Below are 16,592 nucleotides of genomic sequence, written 5' to 3' on the forward strand. Positions count from 1 at the left end.
GGTCACCAAACCTGGCCCTGACGTTTCAACTCCAGACGTCGCACGAACTCCTCCAGCACCAGCCCATACAGGTCGTCCTGCAAGTAGGCATCCTCAATGCCCGCGTCCAGGTTGGGGTTGTCGTTGACTTCGATCACCACCACTTTGTCGCCGGACTGCTTGAGGTCGACGCCGTAGAGGCCATCGCCGATCAGGTTGGCGGTCTTCACCGCCAGTTCCACCACCGCTTTGGGCGCTTCGTGGACCGCCAGGGTACGGCACTCACCGTTGATGTCCTGGCCGATGGCCTTGTGGTTGTAGATCTGCCAATGGCCCTTGGACATAAAGTACTGGCAGGCAAAAATCGGCTTGCGATTGAGTACGCCGATGCGCCAGTCGTACTCGGTGTAGAAGAATTCCTGGGCCAGTAACAGCACCGAATGCTCGAACAACTCGGCGGTGGCCTTGAGCAAGGCGTCCTGGCTTTCTACCTTGATCACGCCTCGCGAGAAGCAGCCGTCGGGGATCTTCAACACCAGCGGGAACCCCAGGCGCTCGCCGACCCGTTCGAAGTCTTCCGGTCGCTCCTTGTACAGAATCTCTGTGGCGGGCATGCCCAGTTGGTGGCTGTTGAGCAAGTCGGTAAGGTAGACCTTGTTGGTGCAGCGCAATATCGACGCCGGGTCGTCCATCACCACCAGGCCTTCGCTTTCGGCTTTCTTGGCGAAGCGGTAGGTGTGGTTGTCGACGCTGGTGGTTTCGCGGATCAGCAAGGCATCGTATTCAGCCAGGCGCGAGTAGTCCTTGCGCTCGATCAACTCGACATCGATGCCCAGGCCCTTGCCCACGCGGATGAAATTATCCAGCGCCTTGGCATTCGACGGCGGCAATTGCTCCTGGGGATCGTGCAGGATCGCCAGGTCATAACGCGCCAGTCTCCGTGAGCGCGGCTGGCGCCAGATCTTGCGGCTGAAGTTGTCCAGGGCGTGGGCAAATTGATCTTCCTGATCATCGCGCAACTTGTGCAACACGCCGGACTTGACCCCTTCTATGTGCCAACCGTTATTCTTTTTGAAATCAACTAACAGAATCGGGCAAGGGAAGGCTTCAAACAATTGACGGGCCAAATCCTGCAATGGCTCTATATTGGTTCGACCAAAATAAAGTGTCAGGGTAAAGCCTTCGGTATTGCTATAGAGGTGATGATTCAGGGCTTTATCAAGGGTCTTGTCCAGGTCGTCCAGGGCCAGGCCGTACAGCGACTTCCTGGTCAGTTCACTGATGGTGCGCACCGAGGGAATTACCTTGTGCCCACGGGCTTCGGCGAGCAGCGAGCAGTAATAACCGTGCCCCAGGTACTTGTAGCCGCGGCACAGGTTGATCACCTGCACACGCTTGCCGGTCTCGCTTTCCCGGGTCTGCTCCAGGTATTCCTGCGCGGTGACGATGTCTTCGCTGGGGAAGTAGGAGGCCCAATCTTCCTTGCGCTCGACAATGATCACTACTTGACGGGTTCCTTTGAGGGGGACGGGAAAATAACCTGTATTAGTTATTGTCGCCGCGACTGTTTGCTCGGATACTTCACGCCAATGACCTTGTACCGCCGACATAATATTTGATCCGCTTTAGAGAACTCGACCTTTTCTATTAAGCACGATCTTTTAGAGAAGTCCCGTTTCGTTACGCAACTTTTACGGCGGTCATATGGCTCTTTGCTTTCGCGTTGCAACCCCCTGCGATGTGCCTGAACTGGTGGCACTGGAACAGCACTGTTTCACCACCGACCGGCTGTCATCGCGCAGTTTCCAGTGGATGGTCAGCCGCGCCCATGGCCAGTTGCTGGTGGCGGACAATGACGGGCAACTGCTCGGCTATGGGCTGGTGTTGTTCCACCGCGGTACCTCGTTGGCGCGCCTGTATTCCATCGCCATTGCCGAGCACGCGCGCGGCCTGGGGTTGGGCAAACAGTTGCTCGCCCGTATCGAAACCATCGCGGTGGAACACGACTGCGCCTACCTGCGCCTGGAGGTGCGCACCGACAACCCCGGCGCCCTCGCCCTGTATGAACGCAATGGCTACCGGCGTTTTGCCCTGATCAACGATTACTACGAAGACCACACCGCTGCCCTGCGCCTGGAGAAACGCATCGTCCAGCATCAGGATGCGCGCCCGCAAAGCGTGCCGTATTACCAGCAGACCACTGACTTCACCTGTGGCGCTGCCTGCCTGCTGATGGCTATGGGCGCGCTGGTGCCGAAACGCGTGGCACAACGCCGCGAAGAGCTGCAGATCTGGCGCGAAGCGACCACCGTGTTCATGACCGCCGGCCACGGCGGATGCAGCCCCCAAGGGTTGGCCCTGGCCGCCTGGCGCCGGGGCTTTGCGGTGCGCATGCAGGTGAATGTGCGCGGGCCGCTGTTTTTGGATGGCGTGCGTGATGCGCATAAAAAGGACGTCATGCGCCTGGTGCATGAGGCTTTCGAAGAGGAATTAGCGAGTAGTGACGTCGAGCAAGTGTTCGGCGGCGCGCTGGACTTGCCCCAGGTATTACGCGACGGCGGCCAGCCGCTGGTGCTGATCAGCAGCTACCGCCTCACCCGATCCAAGTCACCGCACTGGGTAATAGTCACCGACTGCGACGATGACTTCGTCTACCTTCACGACCCGGACGTTGACCACAGCCAGCACCGTCAGCCCCTGGACTGCCAGCACTTGCCGGTCAGCCATGGGGAGTTCGAACGCATGTGCCGGTTCGGCAATAACAAATTGCGCGCGGCGGTGGTGGTCTTCACGCCACGTTCTTGATCGCAGCCTTGGCCTCCAGCTCACGCACCAGCGGCAACACGCGCTTGCCGAAGTACTCGACTTCTTCCTGGAAGTGCAGGAAACCGGCGAGCACCAGGTCCACCCCCACCGCCTTGAGCGCGATGATGCGCTCGGCGACCTGCTGCGGCGTGCCGATCAGGTTGGTCTTGAAGCCATCGTTGTACTGCACCAGGTCTTCGAAGCTGGACTTAGCCCAGTTGCCCTCACCTTCCGGTGAAGCCTTGCCGGCCTGCTTGGCTGCATCACCAAAGGCATTCACGGCCTCCGGATCGGCCTTGTCGATGATCTCCGCCAACACGGCACGGGCTTCTTCCTCGGTGTCGCGGGCAATCACGAACGCGTTGACGCCGACCTTGACCGAATGGTTATTCGCCGCCGCCTTGGCTCGAATGTCGTCGACTTGAGCCTTGATGCCTTCTGGGGTGTTGCCGTTGGTGAAGTACCAGTCCGACACCCGTGCGGCCATGTCCCGCGCCGCCCGCGAGCTGCCGCCCTGGAACACTTCCGGCTGGCCCAGTGGCTTGGGCTTGAGGGTGTACTCGTTGAAACGGTAGAAGTCGCCCTTGAAGGTGAAGTCGTCCTGGGTCCAGATGCCTTTGAGGGCACGGATGAACTCTTCGGAACGACGATAGCGCTCGTCGTGCTCCAGCCAATGTTCGCCGATGGCCTGGAACTCGCCCTTGAACCAGCCGCTGACGATATTCACCGCGATACGGCCGTTGGTGAGCTGGTCGATGGTCGCCAGTTGCTTGGCCGCCAGCGCCGGTTGCCACGGACCGGGCAGGATGGCGGCGATCACCTTGAGCGTGGTGGTCGCCGCCAGCAGCGCATGGCTGAACGCTACGGACTCATGCTGGTTTTCGGCGCCGTAGCCGGCGGTGAAACGGATCTGGGTGAGGCCGTACTCGAAACCGGCGGCTTCTGCAAGCTGCGCCAGTTTGCGGTTGTAATCAATGCCCCAGTGAGTGCGTTGCTCGATCTTGCTGACCACCAGCCCACCGCTGACGTTGGGCACCCAATAGGCAAATTTCACGGCTTGCTGACTCATCGAACGGTACCTCGCACAAAGGGATGTACCCGGGGCTTGAGCAGCAAGCGTGCCAGGCCGGTGAAACGCCCATGCCAGGGGCTCTGGGCCGACTTCGAGGTGTCGGCGACGATGTCGCAGAGTGTGCTGGTTTGTCGATCAGCTGTTGCCAGGGCAACAGTGGCCGAAGGGTCTACCCCGCAAATACGGGCGCTGGCACCCGGCACGGACTGTGCAATCCCCCTGTACCGATCACTGCCCAGGAACCTTGCCCATGACCGAACAACACGTCATCAACCCGCTGTCTACCGGCGTCGACTACCCGACTCTGGCGGCACGCTTCCGCCCGATTTTTCAGCGCATCGCCGAGGGCGCCCTAGAGCGCGAACAGCGCCGCACCCTGCCCCACGAGCCGATCCAGTGGCTGAAAGCCGCCGGCTTTGGCGCGGTGCGCGTGCCGGTGGAGTACGGCGGTGGGGGCGCTTCCCTGCCGCAGTTGTTCGAACTGCTGATCGAACTGGCCGAAGCCGACTCCAACGTGCCCCAGGCCCTGCGCGGGCACTTTGCCTTTGCCGAAGACCGCCTGAATGCACCGCCCAGTGCCGGTCGCGACCTGTGGTTCAAGCGCTTCGTAGAGGGCGATATCGTCGGCTGCGCCTGGACCGAAATCGGCAACGTGGCCATTGGCGATGTGGTCACCCAGGTCAGCCCCGACGGTGACCATTGGAAGCTCAATGGAGAAAAGTTCTACAGCACCGGCAGCATCTTCGCCGACTGGATCGACGTGTATGCCCAACGCAGCGACACCGGCGCCGATGTGATTGCCGCCACCCGCGCCCGCCAGCCTGGGGTGGTGCACAGTGATGATTGGGACGGCTTTGGCCAGCGCACCACGGGCAGCGGCACGTCGCGCTTTACCGATGCGGTGGTGGAGGCGGACAACGTTATCGACTTTGCTACGCGGTTCAAATACCAGACGGCGTTCTATCAGTTGGTGCTGCTCGCCAGCCTGGCGGGTATTGGCCGCGCGGCGCTGCGCGACGTGGCACACCAGGTGCGCAGCCGTAAGCGCATCTACAGCCATGGCAATGCGGCCCATGTCAGCCAGGACGCGCAGGTTCAACAGGTAGTGGGCGAAGTGGCGGCGCTGGTTTATGCCGCCGAGGCAAGCGCGTTGAAAGCCACGTTGCCGGCGCAACGGGCGTACCTGGCGCGGTTTGGGAGGGATGATATTGTTGAGCGTGAAGCCAATGTAGCGGCCGAGATTGAGTCGGCCACGGCGCAGGTGGTGGTGTCGGGGTTGATTCAGCGTGCCACCAGTGAGTTGTTCAATGCCCTGGGGGCGTCGGATGTGCGTCAGGGGAAGGCGCTGGACCGGCATTGGCGGAATGCGCGGACGGTGTCGTCGCATAATCCGGTGATCTATAAGGCGCGGATTGTGGGGGATTGGGTGGTTAATGGGGTTGAGCCGCCGTTTGTCTGGCAGATTGGGAATGGGCCGGGCCGGGGCTGAGTCACTCGGCACATCGCTTAAGCTCGGTGTGCCCGTAATCCAACATTGATTTGGAGGGCTTGCCAGCAATGCAGGCAACTCGGTATATCAGTTACACCGAGGTGATGCCATCGCAGGCAAGCCAGCTCCCACATGTTGACCGAGTTCGGCGTTGAATACCGGACGGCTTTAAGGCCGTCCCAGCCAACATCAGAACGCGAGCTTGTAACCAATCGCCATCAACATAACCGCCAAACAAGGCCGCAACACCCCATCCGGAAGCTTGCCCGTCATATGGCTGCCGACATAGATTCCCGGCAACGACCCCATCAACAAAAACCCCAACAAATGCCAGTCCATATTCCCCATGCTGGCATGCCCCAACCCCGCCACCAGGGTCAGCGGCACAGCATGCGCGATTTCAGTCCCCACCAATCGCCGCGTAGCCAGAAACGGATACAGAATAAACAACGCCACCGTTCCCAGCGCACCAGCACCGATGGACGTCAGCGCCACCATGGTTCCGAGGACCGCGCCAGTCACCACTGTCAGCGCATTCAGGTTCCGCGGGCTCATGTGATAGCTATCACCCGCATGCCGCTGGGCAAACGCCAACAGACTTTTCTTGAACAGAATCGCCAAGGCCGTCAGTAGCAACACTACACCGAGCGCCTGCTTGATCACCGCATTCATCACACTGGGGTCGGTATGCAGACTGGCCAGGAACCACAGCGTCAACAACACCGCCGGCACGCTACCCAGGGTCAGCCAGCCGGTGATGGCCCAATCGATATTCTTGTTCTTGCTGTGCACCAACACCCCACCCGACTTGGTGATGGCGGCATACAGCAGGTCAGTGCCCACGGCGGTGGCCGGGTTGATGCCGAACCACAGCAGGATCGGGGTCATCAACGAGCCCCCACCCACACCGGTCATGCCCACGATAAAACCAACGATCAGGCCAGCAATTACAAAACCAAAATTACCCACATCCATCACAGCTACCTGCGGCCTTATAAATTTCTGGCCGCAGGATAGCGATTTTTCTTATAACGACTTATATCAATGTGATCTGACTTTATGCCTTTTAGCTCAGACGGTGACAGACATAAGCCTGGGTCTGATACGGAAAGGCCACCGTGTCGCGCCCCTTCAACGCCGGATGCGTATCAATCAAGGCCTGCAATTGCGCAGTCACTACCGCCTTGGGTGCATCCGGCAGCGCGGCAATAAAGCTCACGGAAAGGAAGCGGTCCATGATCACTTCCTGAGGGCTGCCGACATGACTGTAGGGAAAACAGGTTACTTCGGGGTCGGAAAAATACTCGCCGGTGAAGGCCTCACGCCAACGCCCCGTATGAAAGCGCGGCGTATCACCCTCGTACGGGGTGATAATCTCGGTGATGGCGGCGACCCAATCCACCGACTCATCGCGGACATTCCACACCAGGCCAAGCCGACCGTCAGGTTTGAGTACGCGATGGATTTCTGCGAGCGCGGCTTCAGTGGAAAACCAGTGGAACGCCTGGGCACACACCACTGCGTCGGCGCTGGCAGAGGGCAGTGGGATAGACTCAGCAGTGCCATTGACCAGGCGCACATCCGGCAACAGTTTGGTCAACTGCGCGCCCATGGCCGCGACCGGCTCGACGGCGGTCAATGTCGGTGCCAGGGTGCTGAGCAGGCGGGTGAATTTGCCAGTGCCGGCGCCCAGGTCGATCACGCTCGATTGTGCATCGATGCGCAGTGTGTCGGCGAGCCAGCCCGTGAGTTGCCTGGGGTAGTCCGGCCGGCCTTGGGCGTAGGTGACGGCCTGGGTAGAGAAACCTTGTTGAGCAGACGTGTGTACACCAGTCATTGCCAATCTCTCCTCGGGTAAAGCGGGGGCACAGTGTGCGCCCTCTCACCTTTATTTTCTAATCGCTGCATCCAATCGTACGCGCCATGGGTAGTCCTTTCAGAAACCCCGCTGTTTTACTGAAATGGAGAAGTACCCATGAACGCTAAAGCACTGTTCTGCCTCACTACACTGCTGGCCGCCGCGCCGGCCGCATTCGCCCAGACCGGCTTGCCTGACAGCATCAAGGTGCCGGACGGCCACAAGGTGGCGCTGGAAACCACCGGCGTCGGCGAAATCACCTACGAGTGCCGCGACAAGGCCAACGCCGCCGGCCAGACCGAGTGGACGTTTGTCGGGCCAAAAGCGGTGTTGAATGACCGCAGCGGCAAGCAAGTCGGCACCTACTTTGGCCCACCGGCCACCTGGCAGGCCAAGGACGGTTCGACAATCACCGGCACCCAATTGGCCGTGGCGCCATCGGGCGCGGGCAACTTGCCGTATCAATTGGTCAAGGCCAACCCCGCTGAAGGCAAAGGCGTGATGAGCGGCGTGAGTTACATCCAGCGCGTGGCCCTCAAGGGCGGCGTGGCACCGAACACAGAGTGCACGGCAGCCAACAAAGGCAAGCAGGAAGTGGTGAAATACCAGGCCGATTACATCTTCTGGGCGGCCAACTGAGCAAACTGAGCTACGCTGCCCCGAAACTGCCTACATACCTTGTAGGAGCGAGCTTGCTCGCGAAGAACCTGAGAGCGCCACGGACAGCCTGAATGCCCACGTTTTCGTTAACGTTTTTCGCGAGCAATCTCGCTCCTACAGGGGTTCAGCAATTGAGGGGACGGTGATACGTGTTTGATTACGAAGCCTGTCTGCAGGCCTGCGCCCGTGGCGATCAACGCGCCTTGCGCCAACTCTACGAGCAGGAAAGCAGCCATCTGCTCGGCGTAGCGATGCGCATCGCCAGGAACAGATCCTTGGCCGAAGATATCGTGCACGATGCGTTTATCAAGATCTGGCGCGGTGCCGGCAGTTTTGACCCCAGTCGCGGCTCGGCCCGTGGCTGGGTGTTCAGTGTGACCCGGCACCTGGCGCTCAACTTCGTACGAAACCAATACCGCGAAGTCCCGTTGAGCGATGAACACGAACAGGTCGCTGCAACCGACACGTTTGAATTCACTGCACGCTCAGGGCAAGTGCACACCTGCCTTGAGCAACTCGACCCGGTCCGTCGCACGTGCATCCTGCATGCCTATGTCGACGGTTATTCCCACAGCGAAATCGCCCAGAAACTCGACACCCCGCTGGGGACCGTCAAGGCCTGGATCAAACGTAGCCTCGCCGCGCTGCGGGAGTGCATGGCATGAGCAACCCACTGGACGAACTGGCCAGCGAATACGTGCTGGGCACCCTGCCCGGCGAACAGCGCGCTGAAGTCGAACAACGCCTCAAACACGATTCCGAACTACGCGCTGCAGTGGACGCCTGGGAGCAACGCCTGTTGCCGCTGACGGCCTTGGCGGAGCCCGTGCCGCCCTCCTCTGAGCTGTGGCGGCGTATCGAACGCAATATTGCCAGTGCCGGTACACGCTGGTGGGACCTGCTGGCAGTGTGGCGCGGCCTGGCCGGTGCTGGGCTGTTGACCACGCTGGTGCTGGCCGGGTTGCTGCTGACCCGCCCGCCCACTGCCGCCCCAAGCTTCGTGGTGGTGCTGGTGGCGCCGCAAAGCCAGGCGCCGGGCTGGGTGATCCAGGCCAGCAATGATCAGCAGATTCAGTTGATCCCGTTGGGCGTCATGGAAGTGCCGGCCGACAAGGCTCTGCAGTTCTGGACCAAGGGCGACGGCTGGCAGGGACCGGTATCCCTGGGCCTGGTCACGCCGGGGCAGACGCTGTCGGTGCCATTGGACAAGCTGCCACCGCTGACTCAGAACCAATTGTTCGAACTGACCCTGGAAGACCCGCGCGGTTCGCCGACCGGCAAACCCACTGGGCCGATCCAGGCGATCGGCCGCGCGGTCAAAGTGCTCTGATCAGGCGACGGTGGGCAACCACACGCGAAACCGCGCACCGCCCAGCGGTGAAGCCAATGCCGTCAAGGTGCCGCCCTGGGCTTCCAGGGCGCGCCGGCTGATGGCCAGGCCCAGGCCAAACCCGCCGGTAGCGCGGTCGCGGCTGCGGTCGAGCCGGTAGAACGGCTCGAAGATGCGCTCGCGCTGGTCCACGGGGATGCCGATACCGTCGTCGTCCACCCAGATTTCACAGCCCTTGGCACACACCTTCACCCCAACCTGGATGCGCTTGTCGCAGTAACGCGTGGCATTGCGCAGCAGGTTCTGCAAGGCACGAGCAGTGAGGCGCGGATCGAGGCTGAAGCGCTCTACGGCGCAGTCGAGCGCGACGTCGATGACGATCTCGGGGTTTTCCAGTTCGTCATCGACGCTGCCCAGCACGCTGTCGATGAACTCATCGAGCACCACCTCGACCCGCTCCGGCAGCTGCGCCGGGTTTTGCAGGCGGCTGTAGGACAACAACTCCAGTACCAACTCATCCAGTTCGCGGATATGCGCCACCAGGCTTTGCAGGCGTTCGCGGCTGGCCTCGGGCAAGTCCTCGGAAAGCGCCAGGGCGAGGCCGAAATCCAGCCGCGTGAGCGGCGTGCGCAGCTCATGGGAGACCGCGTTGAGCAGGTCGCGCTGCTGGTTGAGCAGGTGCTCGATGTCGTCGGCCATGGTGTCGAACACCGAGGCCAGGCTGCCGATGCTGGAACTGGCCGGAATACCCGTGCGCTCGGCCAGGTTGCCTTGGCCCAATTGCGCGGCGGTGCTTTTCAGGCGTTCCAGATCGCGCCAGTGCGGGCGCAACCACACCAGCAGGCAGGCCAGCAGTGCAGCGACGATCAGCACGTTGATCGCCCAGTACAGCACATTCATGTCCATCGGATCGGGCGGTACAGTCAGCTTGACCACGAACTGCTCATTGATCGGCGAGCTGATTTCCTCCATCCAACCCCATTCCCCCAGCCGGACCACCGACTTGCCGCGTTCCAGCAGCGTCTCTTCGGCCGGGGTGTAGCTGGCGTCCTGGCGCAGCAACAACTGCACTTTCAGCGGCGCGAAATCACGACCGAGTTGCTCGGTGACCTGGGACCAGCGCTCCACCGGCGCCCGCAGGTATTGCTTGACGATCAGCTTCTGCTGGCCGCGGGTCTGCTCGATGTTGTAGTTCATGTAGCGGTGTTCGAACAGCTGGATCACCAGCGACGGGATCAAGTAGATCGCCAGGCTGTAGGTGACGATGGTGATCAGGTAGAGGCGCAGCAATACACGGAACATGGCTCAGCATTCCCACTCGGAACGGCTGAACAGGTAGCCCTTGCCCCACACCGTCTTGATTTTGCGCGCCTCACCGGCGTTGTCGTCGAACTTGCGGCGCAGCTTGGAGATGGCCACGTCCACCGAACGGTCAGTGCCATTGAATTCGATGCCCCGCAGGCGTTGCAGGATCTGGTCGCGGCTCAGCACTTCGCCTGCATGCCGCGCCAGCACCACCAGCAGGTTGTACTCGCCGCTGGACAGCTCCACCGGCTGCTCACGCCAGGTCACCGTGCGCTCCGACAGGTCGATGCACAGGTTGCCCATGATGATCTGATCGTTGGCCACCTGGGGCTCGGACAAACTGCTGCGCCGTAATAACGTGCGCACCCGCGCCAGCAATACCCGTGGCTCGCAAGGCTTGGTCACGTAGTCGTCGGCGCCCATTTCCAGGCCCAACACCTGGTCGTGGCTGTCGTCGCGGGCGGTGAGCATCAGGATCGGCAGGCCCGCCGAGTCAGCGCGCAACAGGCGGCAGACTTGCAGGCCGTCGAGGCCGGGCAGCATCAGGTCGAGGATCACCAGGTCCGGCGGGTTGAGGCGCGCGCGTTCGCGGACGTGGTCGCCACGGCTGAGCACGCTGACGTGGTAGCCATTGCGTTCCAGATAGCTGGCAATCAGCTCGGAGAGTGCGGCGTCGTCTTCCACCAGGAGGATGTTGGGCATGGTGTTTCCAAATAATGCGGTTCGTCGGCTGTGCACAGACCCTTGTGGGAGCGGGCTTGCTCGCGAAAGCAGTGGTTCAGTGAGCAGATTTTTTGGCTGATATACCGCTTTCACGGGCAAGCCCGCCCCCCACATTGATCGTTGCTGTTTGCAGGATTGTGCAAGGATATACGCCCTCTGCCGACTATGGGTCGCACCTTACATTTCTTCACAGACGAGCTACACAGCTTCACAGCACCAAGGCGCAGGTGACTTTAGGATGCGCCAGTCAATATTGGGATAAAAGCATGTCGAAGAATCTGTTTGCGCCATTTTGCCTGCTGGCCCTCACCCTGGCCCTGAGCGCATGTGGCGACTCCGCCGCCGAGGCGCCGGAAATGCCCCTGGCCAAAGTGCGCGTCGAAACCCTTGAAGCCAAGCCCCTGGCCATCACCAGCGAACTCAGCGGGCGCATTGCCGCGCCGCGTATCGCCGAAGTGCGCGCACGGGTCGCAGGCGTGGTGATGCAACGGGTGTTCAAGGAAGGCCATGATGTCAAACAGGGCGACGTGCTGTTTCGCATTGACCCCGCACCGTTCAAGGCCGACCTCGACAGCGCCCAGGCCAACCTGAGCAAGGCCGAGGCCGATGCCTTCAAGGCGCGCCTGCAGGAACAGCGCTACAGCCAGTTGGTGGAAGGCAATGCCATCAGCGGCCAGGACTACGACAACGCCCGCGCCGCCGTGCGCCAGACCAACGCCGAGGTCGCAGCCAACAAAGCCGCCGTCGAACGCGCGCGCTTGAACCTGGGCTACGCCACCGTGACCGCCCCGATTTCCGGGCGCATTGGCCGGGCGCTGGTCACCGAAGGCGCGCTGGTCGGCCAGAACGAGGCCACACCGCTGGCGCTCATCCAGCAACTGGATCCGATCCACGCCGACCTCACCCAGTCCACCCGCGAACTGAACGACCTGCGCCGCGCCTTCCGCGCCGGCAGCTTGAAGCAGGTCGGCCAGGACCAGGCCAAGGCTACGCTGATCGAGGACGACGGCAGCCTCTACCCATTGCCGGGCAAGTTGCTGTTTGCCGAGATCAGTGTCGACCCTGGCACCGGGCAAATCATCCTGCGCAGCGAGTTCCCCAACCCCGACCTCGACCTGCTGCCCGGCAGCTTTGTGCGGGTGCGCCTGGAACAAGCGGTCGATAAACAAGGCATCAGCGTGCCGCAACGCGCCATCACCCGTGACAGCGCCGGTATCCCGATGGTGTTGCTGCTGGACGCCGGGCAGACCGTGAGCCAACAGCCGGTCGAGCTGGGGGCGGTGATCAACGATCGCTGGATCGTCAGCAGCGGCCTCAAGCCCGGTGACCGCATCATCGTCGAAGGCCTGCAACACGCGCGCCCCGGTGAAAAAGTTGAAGTGGACGACAGCCCGCTCGTAAAGGAATAACCCGTCATGCCGCAGTTCTTTATTGACCGCCCGATCTTCGCCTGGGTGGTCGCCCTGTTTATCCTGCTGGCCGGTTTGCTGGCGATCCCGCAACTGCCGGTGGCGCAGTACCCCAACGTCGCGCCGCCGAAAGTGGAGATCTACGCGGTGTACCCCGGTGCATCGGCGCAGACCCTGGATGAAAGCGTGGTGAGCCTGATCGAGCAGGAGCTCAACGGCGCCGATCACCTGCTGTATTTCGAGTCCCAGAGCAGCCTCGGTTCGGCCACCATCACCGCCACCTTCCAGCCGGGCACCAACCCGGAAATGGCTCAGGTGGACGTGCAGAACCGCCTCAAAGCGGTCGAGCCGCGCCTGCCGCAGGCGGTGACCCAGCAAGGCTTGCAGGTGGAGAAAGTCTCCGCCGGCTTCCTGCTGCTGGTAACGCTCACCTCCAACGACGGCAAGCTCGATGACGTGGCGCTGAGTGATTACCTGGCGCGCAACGTGATGAACGAACTCAAGCGCCTCGACGGTGTGGGCAAGGCCCAGCTGTATGGTGCCGAGCGCGCTATGCGCGTCTGGATCGACCCGCAGAAATTGATCGGCTTCAACCTGACGCCGGCCGACGTGAACGCTGCGATCAGCGCGCAGAACGCCCAGGTCTCGGCCGGCAGCATCGGGGATTTGCCCGGCACCAACACCCAGGAAATCACCGCTGCAATCCTGGTCAAGGGCCAGCTTTCGACGCCCGCCGAGTTTGCCGATATCGTGCTAAAAGCCAACCCGGACGGTTCGACCGTGCGCATCGGCGATGTGGCGCGGGTTGAAGTGGGCAGCCAGGAATACCAGTTCTCCACACGCCTGAACGGCAAGCCGTCCACCGCCGTCAGCGTACAGCTGTCGCCGGGCGCCAACGCCCTGAACACCGCGACGTTGGTGCGGGCGAAAATGGACGAGCTGTCGCGCTACTTCCCGGCCAATGTGGAGTACAAAATCCCGTACGACACCTCGCCATTCGTCAAGGTCTCGATCACCAAGGTGGTCTATACCCTGCTCGAAGCGATGGCGCTGGTGTTTGCGGTGATGTTCCTGTTCCTGCAGAACGTGCGCTATACCTTGATCCCGACGCTGGTGGTGCCGATTGCCCTGATGGGCACCTTTGCCACCATGCTGTTGCTGGGCTTCTCGATCAACGTACTGACCATGTTCGGCATGGTATTGGCCATCGGTATCCTGGTGGACGACGCCATTGTGGTGGTGGAGAACGTCGAGCGCATCATGGCCACCGAGGGCCTGTCGCCCAAGGAAGCGACGAAAAAGGCCATGGGCCAGATCACCGGGGCCATCATCGGCATCACCCTGGTGCTGGTGGCGGTGTTTCTGCCGATGGCGTTCATGGCCGGTTCGGTGGGGGTTATCTACCAGCAGTTCTCGTTGTCGATGGCCACCTCGATCCTGTTCTCGGCGTTCCTCGCCCTGACCTTGACCCCGGCGCTGTGCGCCACCTTGCTCAAGCCGATCGCCAAGGGCGAGCACCATGCCAAGGGCGGTTTCTTCGGCTGGTTCAACACGCGCTTTGAACAGCTCACCGACCGCTATGAAGGCTGGGTAGCCTATGCCCTCAAGCGTAGCGGCCGTTACCTGCTGATCTACCTGGTGCTGCTGGTAGGCCTGGGCTGGATGTTCAGCCGCCTGCCCTCCTCCTTCCTGCCGGTGGAAGACCAGGGTTACACCATCACCGACATCCAGCTACCGCCGGGCGCGAGCAAGAACCGCACGGTGCAGGTGGCCGAGCAGATCGAAGCGCACAACGCCGAGGAACCTGGGGTGGGCGACACCACCATGATCATGGGCTTCAGCTTCTCCGGTTCGGGGCAGAACGCGGCGCTGGCGTTTACCACGCTCAAGGATTGGTCTGAGCGCAGCAGCGATGATTCGGCTTCGTCGATTGCCGACCGCGCCAACATGGCCTTCAGCGAGCTCAAGGATGCGATTGCCTACGCGGTCCTGCCGCCGCCGGTGGACGGCCTGGGCACGTCCAGTGGTTTCGAGTTCCGCCTGCAGGACCGGGGGGGCGTCGGCCATGCCGCGTTGATGGCGGCGCGTACCGAATTGCTGGCTGCCGCTGAGAAAAGCCCGATCCTGGCCAACGTCCGCGAAAGCGCCCTGGCCGAAGCCCCGCAAGTGCAGTTGGAGGTGGACCGCAAGCAGGCCAACGCGCTGGGCGTGTCCTTCGCCGACGTGGGCAATGTGCTGTCCTCGGCCATCGGCTCGGCCTACATCAACGACTTTCCCAACCAGGGCCGCATGCAGCGGGTGGTGGTACAGGCCGAAGGCGACCAGCGCAGCCAGGTGGCGGATTTGATGAAAATCAACGTGCGCAACAACGCTGGCAAGATGGTGCCGCTGTCGGCCTTTGTCGAAGCCAAATGGACCCAGGGCCCGACGCAGCTGACCCGCTACAACGGCTACCCGGCCATCGCGATTTCCGGCGAAGCGGCACCGGGCCACAGTACCGGTGAAGCGATGGACGAGATCCAGCGCCTGGTCAGCCAGTTGCCGGCAGGCCTGGGCCAGGAATGGACCGGTTTGTCGTTGCAGGAACGTCTGTCCGGCGCTCAAGCGCCCTTGCTGTTGGGCTTGTCGCTGTTGATCGTGTTCCTGTGCCTGGCGGCGCTGTATGAAAGCTGGTCGATCCCCACCTCGGTATTGCTGGTGGTGCCGCTCGGTGTTCTCGGCGCCGTTATCGCGGTGGGCTTGCGCGGCATGCCCAACGATGTGTTTTTCAAGGTTGGCCTGATCACCATCATCGGCCTGTCGGCGAAGAACGCGATCCTGATCATCGAGTTCGCCAAGGACCTGTATGACCAGGGTGAAGACCTGGTCACCGCTACCTTGAAAGCTGCGCGCTTGCGCCTGCGGCCGATCATCATGACGTCCCTGGCGTTCATCCTCGGCGTGGTGCCGCTGGCGATTGCAAACGGCGCCAGCTCGGCCAGTCAGCAAGCGATTGGTACGGGGGTGATTGGCGGGATGATTACGGCGACGCTGGCAGTGGTGTTTGTGCCAGTGTTCTTTGTGGTGGTGATGAAGTTGGTGAAGAAAAAAAGCCGCTAGCACAATTTTCCCTTTCCCCTGTGGGAGCTGGCTTGCCTGCGATGGCATCAACTCGGTATGCCTGATGTACCGAGGTGGCTGCATCGCAGGCAAGCCAGCTCCCACAAGGATCGGGTACAGTCTGCTCACATACCGTGATTTGTGAGCCCTCATGCCCTTCCTCGCCCGCACCCACCCTCGCCTCTCCGCCGCCGCCGTGTTCGGGATTGCCGTGGGCATCCTGGTGCCGGCCGACACGCTGGTCAGCAAAGTCCTCATCGGCTGGAACGCCGGCGTCTGGACCTACCTGGTGCTGATGCTGTGGCTGACCCGCCGCGCCAAGGCCGAGGACGTAAAGCGCATCGCCGAGATCGAAGATGAAAATGCCGGCCTGGTGCTGTTCACGGTATGCATCGCCGCCATTGCCAGCCTGGCGACCATCACGTTCGAGCTGGTGGGCAGCAAGGATCTGGCCAATGCCGAGCGCCTGCTGCACTACGGGTTCACCGGGTTGACGGTGATCGGATCGTGGTTGCTGATCGGGGTGATTTTCAGCGTGCACTACGCCCGCCTTTACTACACCTGGGACGGCAAGGAACCGGCGTTGCGCTTTGCCGAGGGCCTGACTACGCCCAATTACTGGGACTTCCTGTACTTTTCCTTCACCATCGGTGTAGCGGTGCAGACCTCCGATGTGGGCGTCGCCACCCGGGCCATGCGCAAAGTGGTGCTGGGCCAATCGTTGATCGGTTTTTTGTTCAACACGGCGATCCTGGGGTTTTCGATCAATATTGCCGCCGGACTGTTCGGCTGACACGGCACACACCTGCTAGACGCCCCACACACGCTGGGCGCTAATCGCTTCACTTAGTCCGTCTCGGTGC

At 61.7% G+C, this 16,592-nt stretch carries 14 protein-coding genes and 1 pseudogene; 8 read left to right on the top strand and 7 right to left on the bottom strand.

Going from position 1 to position 16,592, the window contains the following annotated elements; all coding sequences use genetic code 11:
• Window positions 1-2 precede the first annotated feature (2 nt).
• The gene (locus tag AB4O08_RS00515; protein WP_042571568.1) at window positions 3-1,589 is read right to left on the bottom strand and encodes a RimK family protein; all 1,587 of its coding nucleotides are present in this window, start codon (window positions 1,587-1,589) and stop codon (window positions 3-5) included.
• Between the two features lie 94 nt (window positions 1,590-1,683).
• Here AB4O08_RS00515 and AB4O08_RS00520 point away from each other — a divergent pair, with 94 nt between their 5' ends.
• Window positions 1,684-2,784, top strand: a complete 1,101-nt coding sequence (locus AB4O08_RS00520) for a GNAT family N-acetyltransferase/peptidase C39 family protein (protein ID WP_044287057.1) — start codon at window positions 1,684-1,686, stop codon at window positions 2,782-2,784.
• Here the strand turns inward: AB4O08_RS00520 and sfnG are convergent.
• Entirely contained in the window at window positions 2,768-3,853 is a 1,086-nt protein-coding gene (sfnG, locus tag AB4O08_RS00525) for a dimethylsulfone monooxygenase SfnG (RefSeq protein WP_021491776.1), read from the bottom strand. The genes AB4O08_RS00520 and sfnG overlap by 17 nt on opposite strands.
• A 253-nt stretch (window positions 3,854-4,106) precedes the next feature.
• Here sfnG and AB4O08_RS00530 point away from each other — a divergent pair, with 253 nt between their 5' ends.
• Window positions 4,107-5,345: an acyl-CoA dehydrogenase family protein gene (locus AB4O08_RS00530; RefSeq protein WP_010210787.1), complete on the top strand. Its 1,239-nt coding sequence runs from the start codon at window positions 4,107-4,109 to the stop codon at window positions 5,343-5,345.
• A 189-nt stretch (window positions 5,346-5,534) separates the two neighbouring features.
• Here the strand turns inward: AB4O08_RS00530 and AB4O08_RS00535 are convergent, their stop codons facing one another.
• Entirely contained in the window at window positions 5,535-6,320 is a 786-nt protein-coding gene (locus AB4O08_RS00535; RefSeq protein WP_010210788.1) for a sulfite exporter TauE/SafE family protein, read from the bottom strand.
• 91 nt (window positions 6,321-6,411) lie between these two features.
• On the bottom strand, window positions 6,412-7,182 hold the full coding sequence (locus AB4O08_RS00540; protein ID WP_021491778.1) for a class I SAM-dependent methyltransferase: 771 nt from the start codon (window positions 7,180-7,182) through the stop codon (window positions 6,412-6,414).
• Between the two features lie 138 nt (window positions 7,183-7,320).
• On the opposite strand from AB4O08_RS00540, the gene AB4O08_RS00545 reads away from it, so the two are divergent.
• The gene (locus AB4O08_RS00545) at window positions 7,321-7,842 is read left to right on the top strand and encodes a DUF3455 domain-containing protein (RefSeq protein ID WP_010210793.1); all 522 of its coding nucleotides are present in this window, start codon (window positions 7,321-7,323) and stop codon (window positions 7,840-7,842) included.
• Between the two features lie 40 nt (window positions 7,843-7,882).
• Here AB4O08_RS00545 and AB4O08_RS00550 read toward each other — a convergent pair.
• Window positions 7,883-7,969: pseudogene (locus AB4O08_RS00550) on the bottom strand (outer membrane lipoprotein carrier protein LolA); the annotation flags it as partial.
• A 43-nt stretch (window positions 7,970-8,012) separates the two neighbouring features.
• On the opposite strand from AB4O08_RS00550, the gene AB4O08_RS00555 reads away from it, so the two are divergent.
• Both AB4O08_RS00555 and AB4O08_RS00560 read left to right on the top strand, forming a co-directional pair.
• On the top strand, window positions 8,013-8,528 hold the full coding sequence (locus AB4O08_RS00555) for a sigma-70 family RNA polymerase sigma factor (RefSeq protein WP_010210797.1): 516 nt from the start codon (window positions 8,013-8,015) through the stop codon (window positions 8,526-8,528).
• Window positions 8,525-9,193, top strand: a complete 669-nt coding sequence (locus tag AB4O08_RS00560) for an anti-sigma factor (RefSeq protein WP_010210798.1) — start codon at window positions 8,525-8,527, stop codon at window positions 9,191-9,193. The genes AB4O08_RS00555 and AB4O08_RS00560 overlap by 4 nt, the downstream gene beginning before the upstream one ends.
• On the opposite strand, the gene AB4O08_RS00565 is transcribed toward AB4O08_RS00560, so the two are convergent.
• Complete coding sequence (locus tag AB4O08_RS00565; protein WP_010210799.1) at window positions 9,194-10,495, bottom strand: ATP-binding protein; 1,302 nt, start codon at window positions 10,493-10,495, stop codon at window positions 9,194-9,196.
• Window positions 10,496-10,498: 3 nt separating this feature from the next.
• A complete protein-coding gene (locus AB4O08_RS00570; protein WP_010210801.1) occupies window positions 10,499-11,200 on the bottom strand; it encodes a response regulator in 702 nt (233 codons plus the stop codon).
• Between the two features lie 287 nt (window positions 11,201-11,487).
• Between AB4O08_RS00570 and AB4O08_RS00575 the strand changes: the two genes are divergently transcribed.
• From AB4O08_RS00575 to AB4O08_RS00585, 3 genes are all read left to right on the top strand, one after another.
• On the top strand, window positions 11,488-12,630 hold the full coding sequence (locus AB4O08_RS00575; protein ID WP_010210803.1) for an efflux RND transporter periplasmic adaptor subunit: 1,143 nt from the start codon (window positions 11,488-11,490) through the stop codon (window positions 12,628-12,630).
• 6 nt (window positions 12,631-12,636) lie between these two features.
• On the top strand, window positions 12,637-15,729 hold the full coding sequence (locus tag AB4O08_RS00580) for a multidrug efflux RND transporter permease subunit (protein ID WP_460114631.1): 3,093 nt from the start codon (window positions 12,637-12,639) through the stop codon (window positions 15,727-15,729).
• 151 nt (window positions 15,730-15,880) lie between these two features.
• Entirely contained in the window at window positions 15,881-16,522 is a 642-nt protein-coding gene (locus tag AB4O08_RS00585) for a DUF1345 domain-containing protein (RefSeq protein WP_010210806.1), read from the top strand.
• The last annotated feature ends 70 nt before the right edge of the window (window positions 16,523-16,592 follow it).

The organism is Pseudomonas sp. H3_E07 (assembly GCF_054668895.1).

Coding starts and splice junctions, on each gene's coding strand:
- AB4O08_RS00540 (WP_021491778.1), bottom strand. CDS start 7,182: ATGACTGGTGTACACACGTCTGCTCAACAAGGTTTCTCTACCCAGGCC.
- AB4O08_RS00520 (WP_044287057.1), top strand. CDS start 1,684: ATGGCTCTTTGCTTTCGCGTTGCAACCCCCTGCGATGTGCCTGAACTG.
- AB4O08_RS00565 (WP_010210799.1), bottom strand. CDS start 10,495: ATGTTCCGTGTATTGCTGCGCCTCTACCTGATCACCATCGTCACCTAC.
- AB4O08_RS00585 (WP_010210806.1), top strand. CDS start 15,881: ATGCCCTTCCTCGCCCGCACCCACCCTCGCCTCTCCGCCGCCGCCGTG.
- AB4O08_RS00535 (WP_010210788.1), bottom strand. CDS start 6,320: ATGGATGTGGGTAATTTTGGTTTTGTAATTGCTGGCCTGATCGTTGGT.
- AB4O08_RS00515 (WP_042571568.1), bottom strand. CDS start 1,589: ATGTCGGCGGTACAAGGTCATTGGCGTGAAGTATCCGAGCAAACAGTC.
- AB4O08_RS00560 (WP_010210798.1), top strand. CDS start 8,525: ATGAGCAACCCACTGGACGAACTGGCCAGCGAATACGTGCTGGGCACC.
- AB4O08_RS00580 (WP_460114631.1), top strand. CDS start 12,637: ATGCCGCAGTTCTTTATTGACCGCCCGATCTTCGCCTGGGTGGTCGCC.
- AB4O08_RS00545 (WP_010210793.1), top strand. CDS start 7,321: ATGAACGCTAAAGCACTGTTCTGCCTCACTACACTGCTGGCCGCCGCG.
- sfnG (WP_021491776.1), bottom strand. CDS start 3,853: ATGAGTCAGCAAGCCGTGAAATTTGCCTATTGGGTGCCCAACGTCAGC.
- AB4O08_RS00530 (WP_010210787.1), top strand. CDS start 4,107: ATGACCGAACAACACGTCATCAACCCGCTGTCTACCGGCGTCGACTAC.
- AB4O08_RS00570 (WP_010210801.1), bottom strand. CDS start 11,200: ATGCCCAACATCCTCCTGGTGGAAGACGACGCCGCACTCTCCGAGCTG.
- AB4O08_RS00575 (WP_010210803.1), top strand. CDS start 11,488: ATGTCGAAGAATCTGTTTGCGCCATTTTGCCTGCTGGCCCTCACCCTG.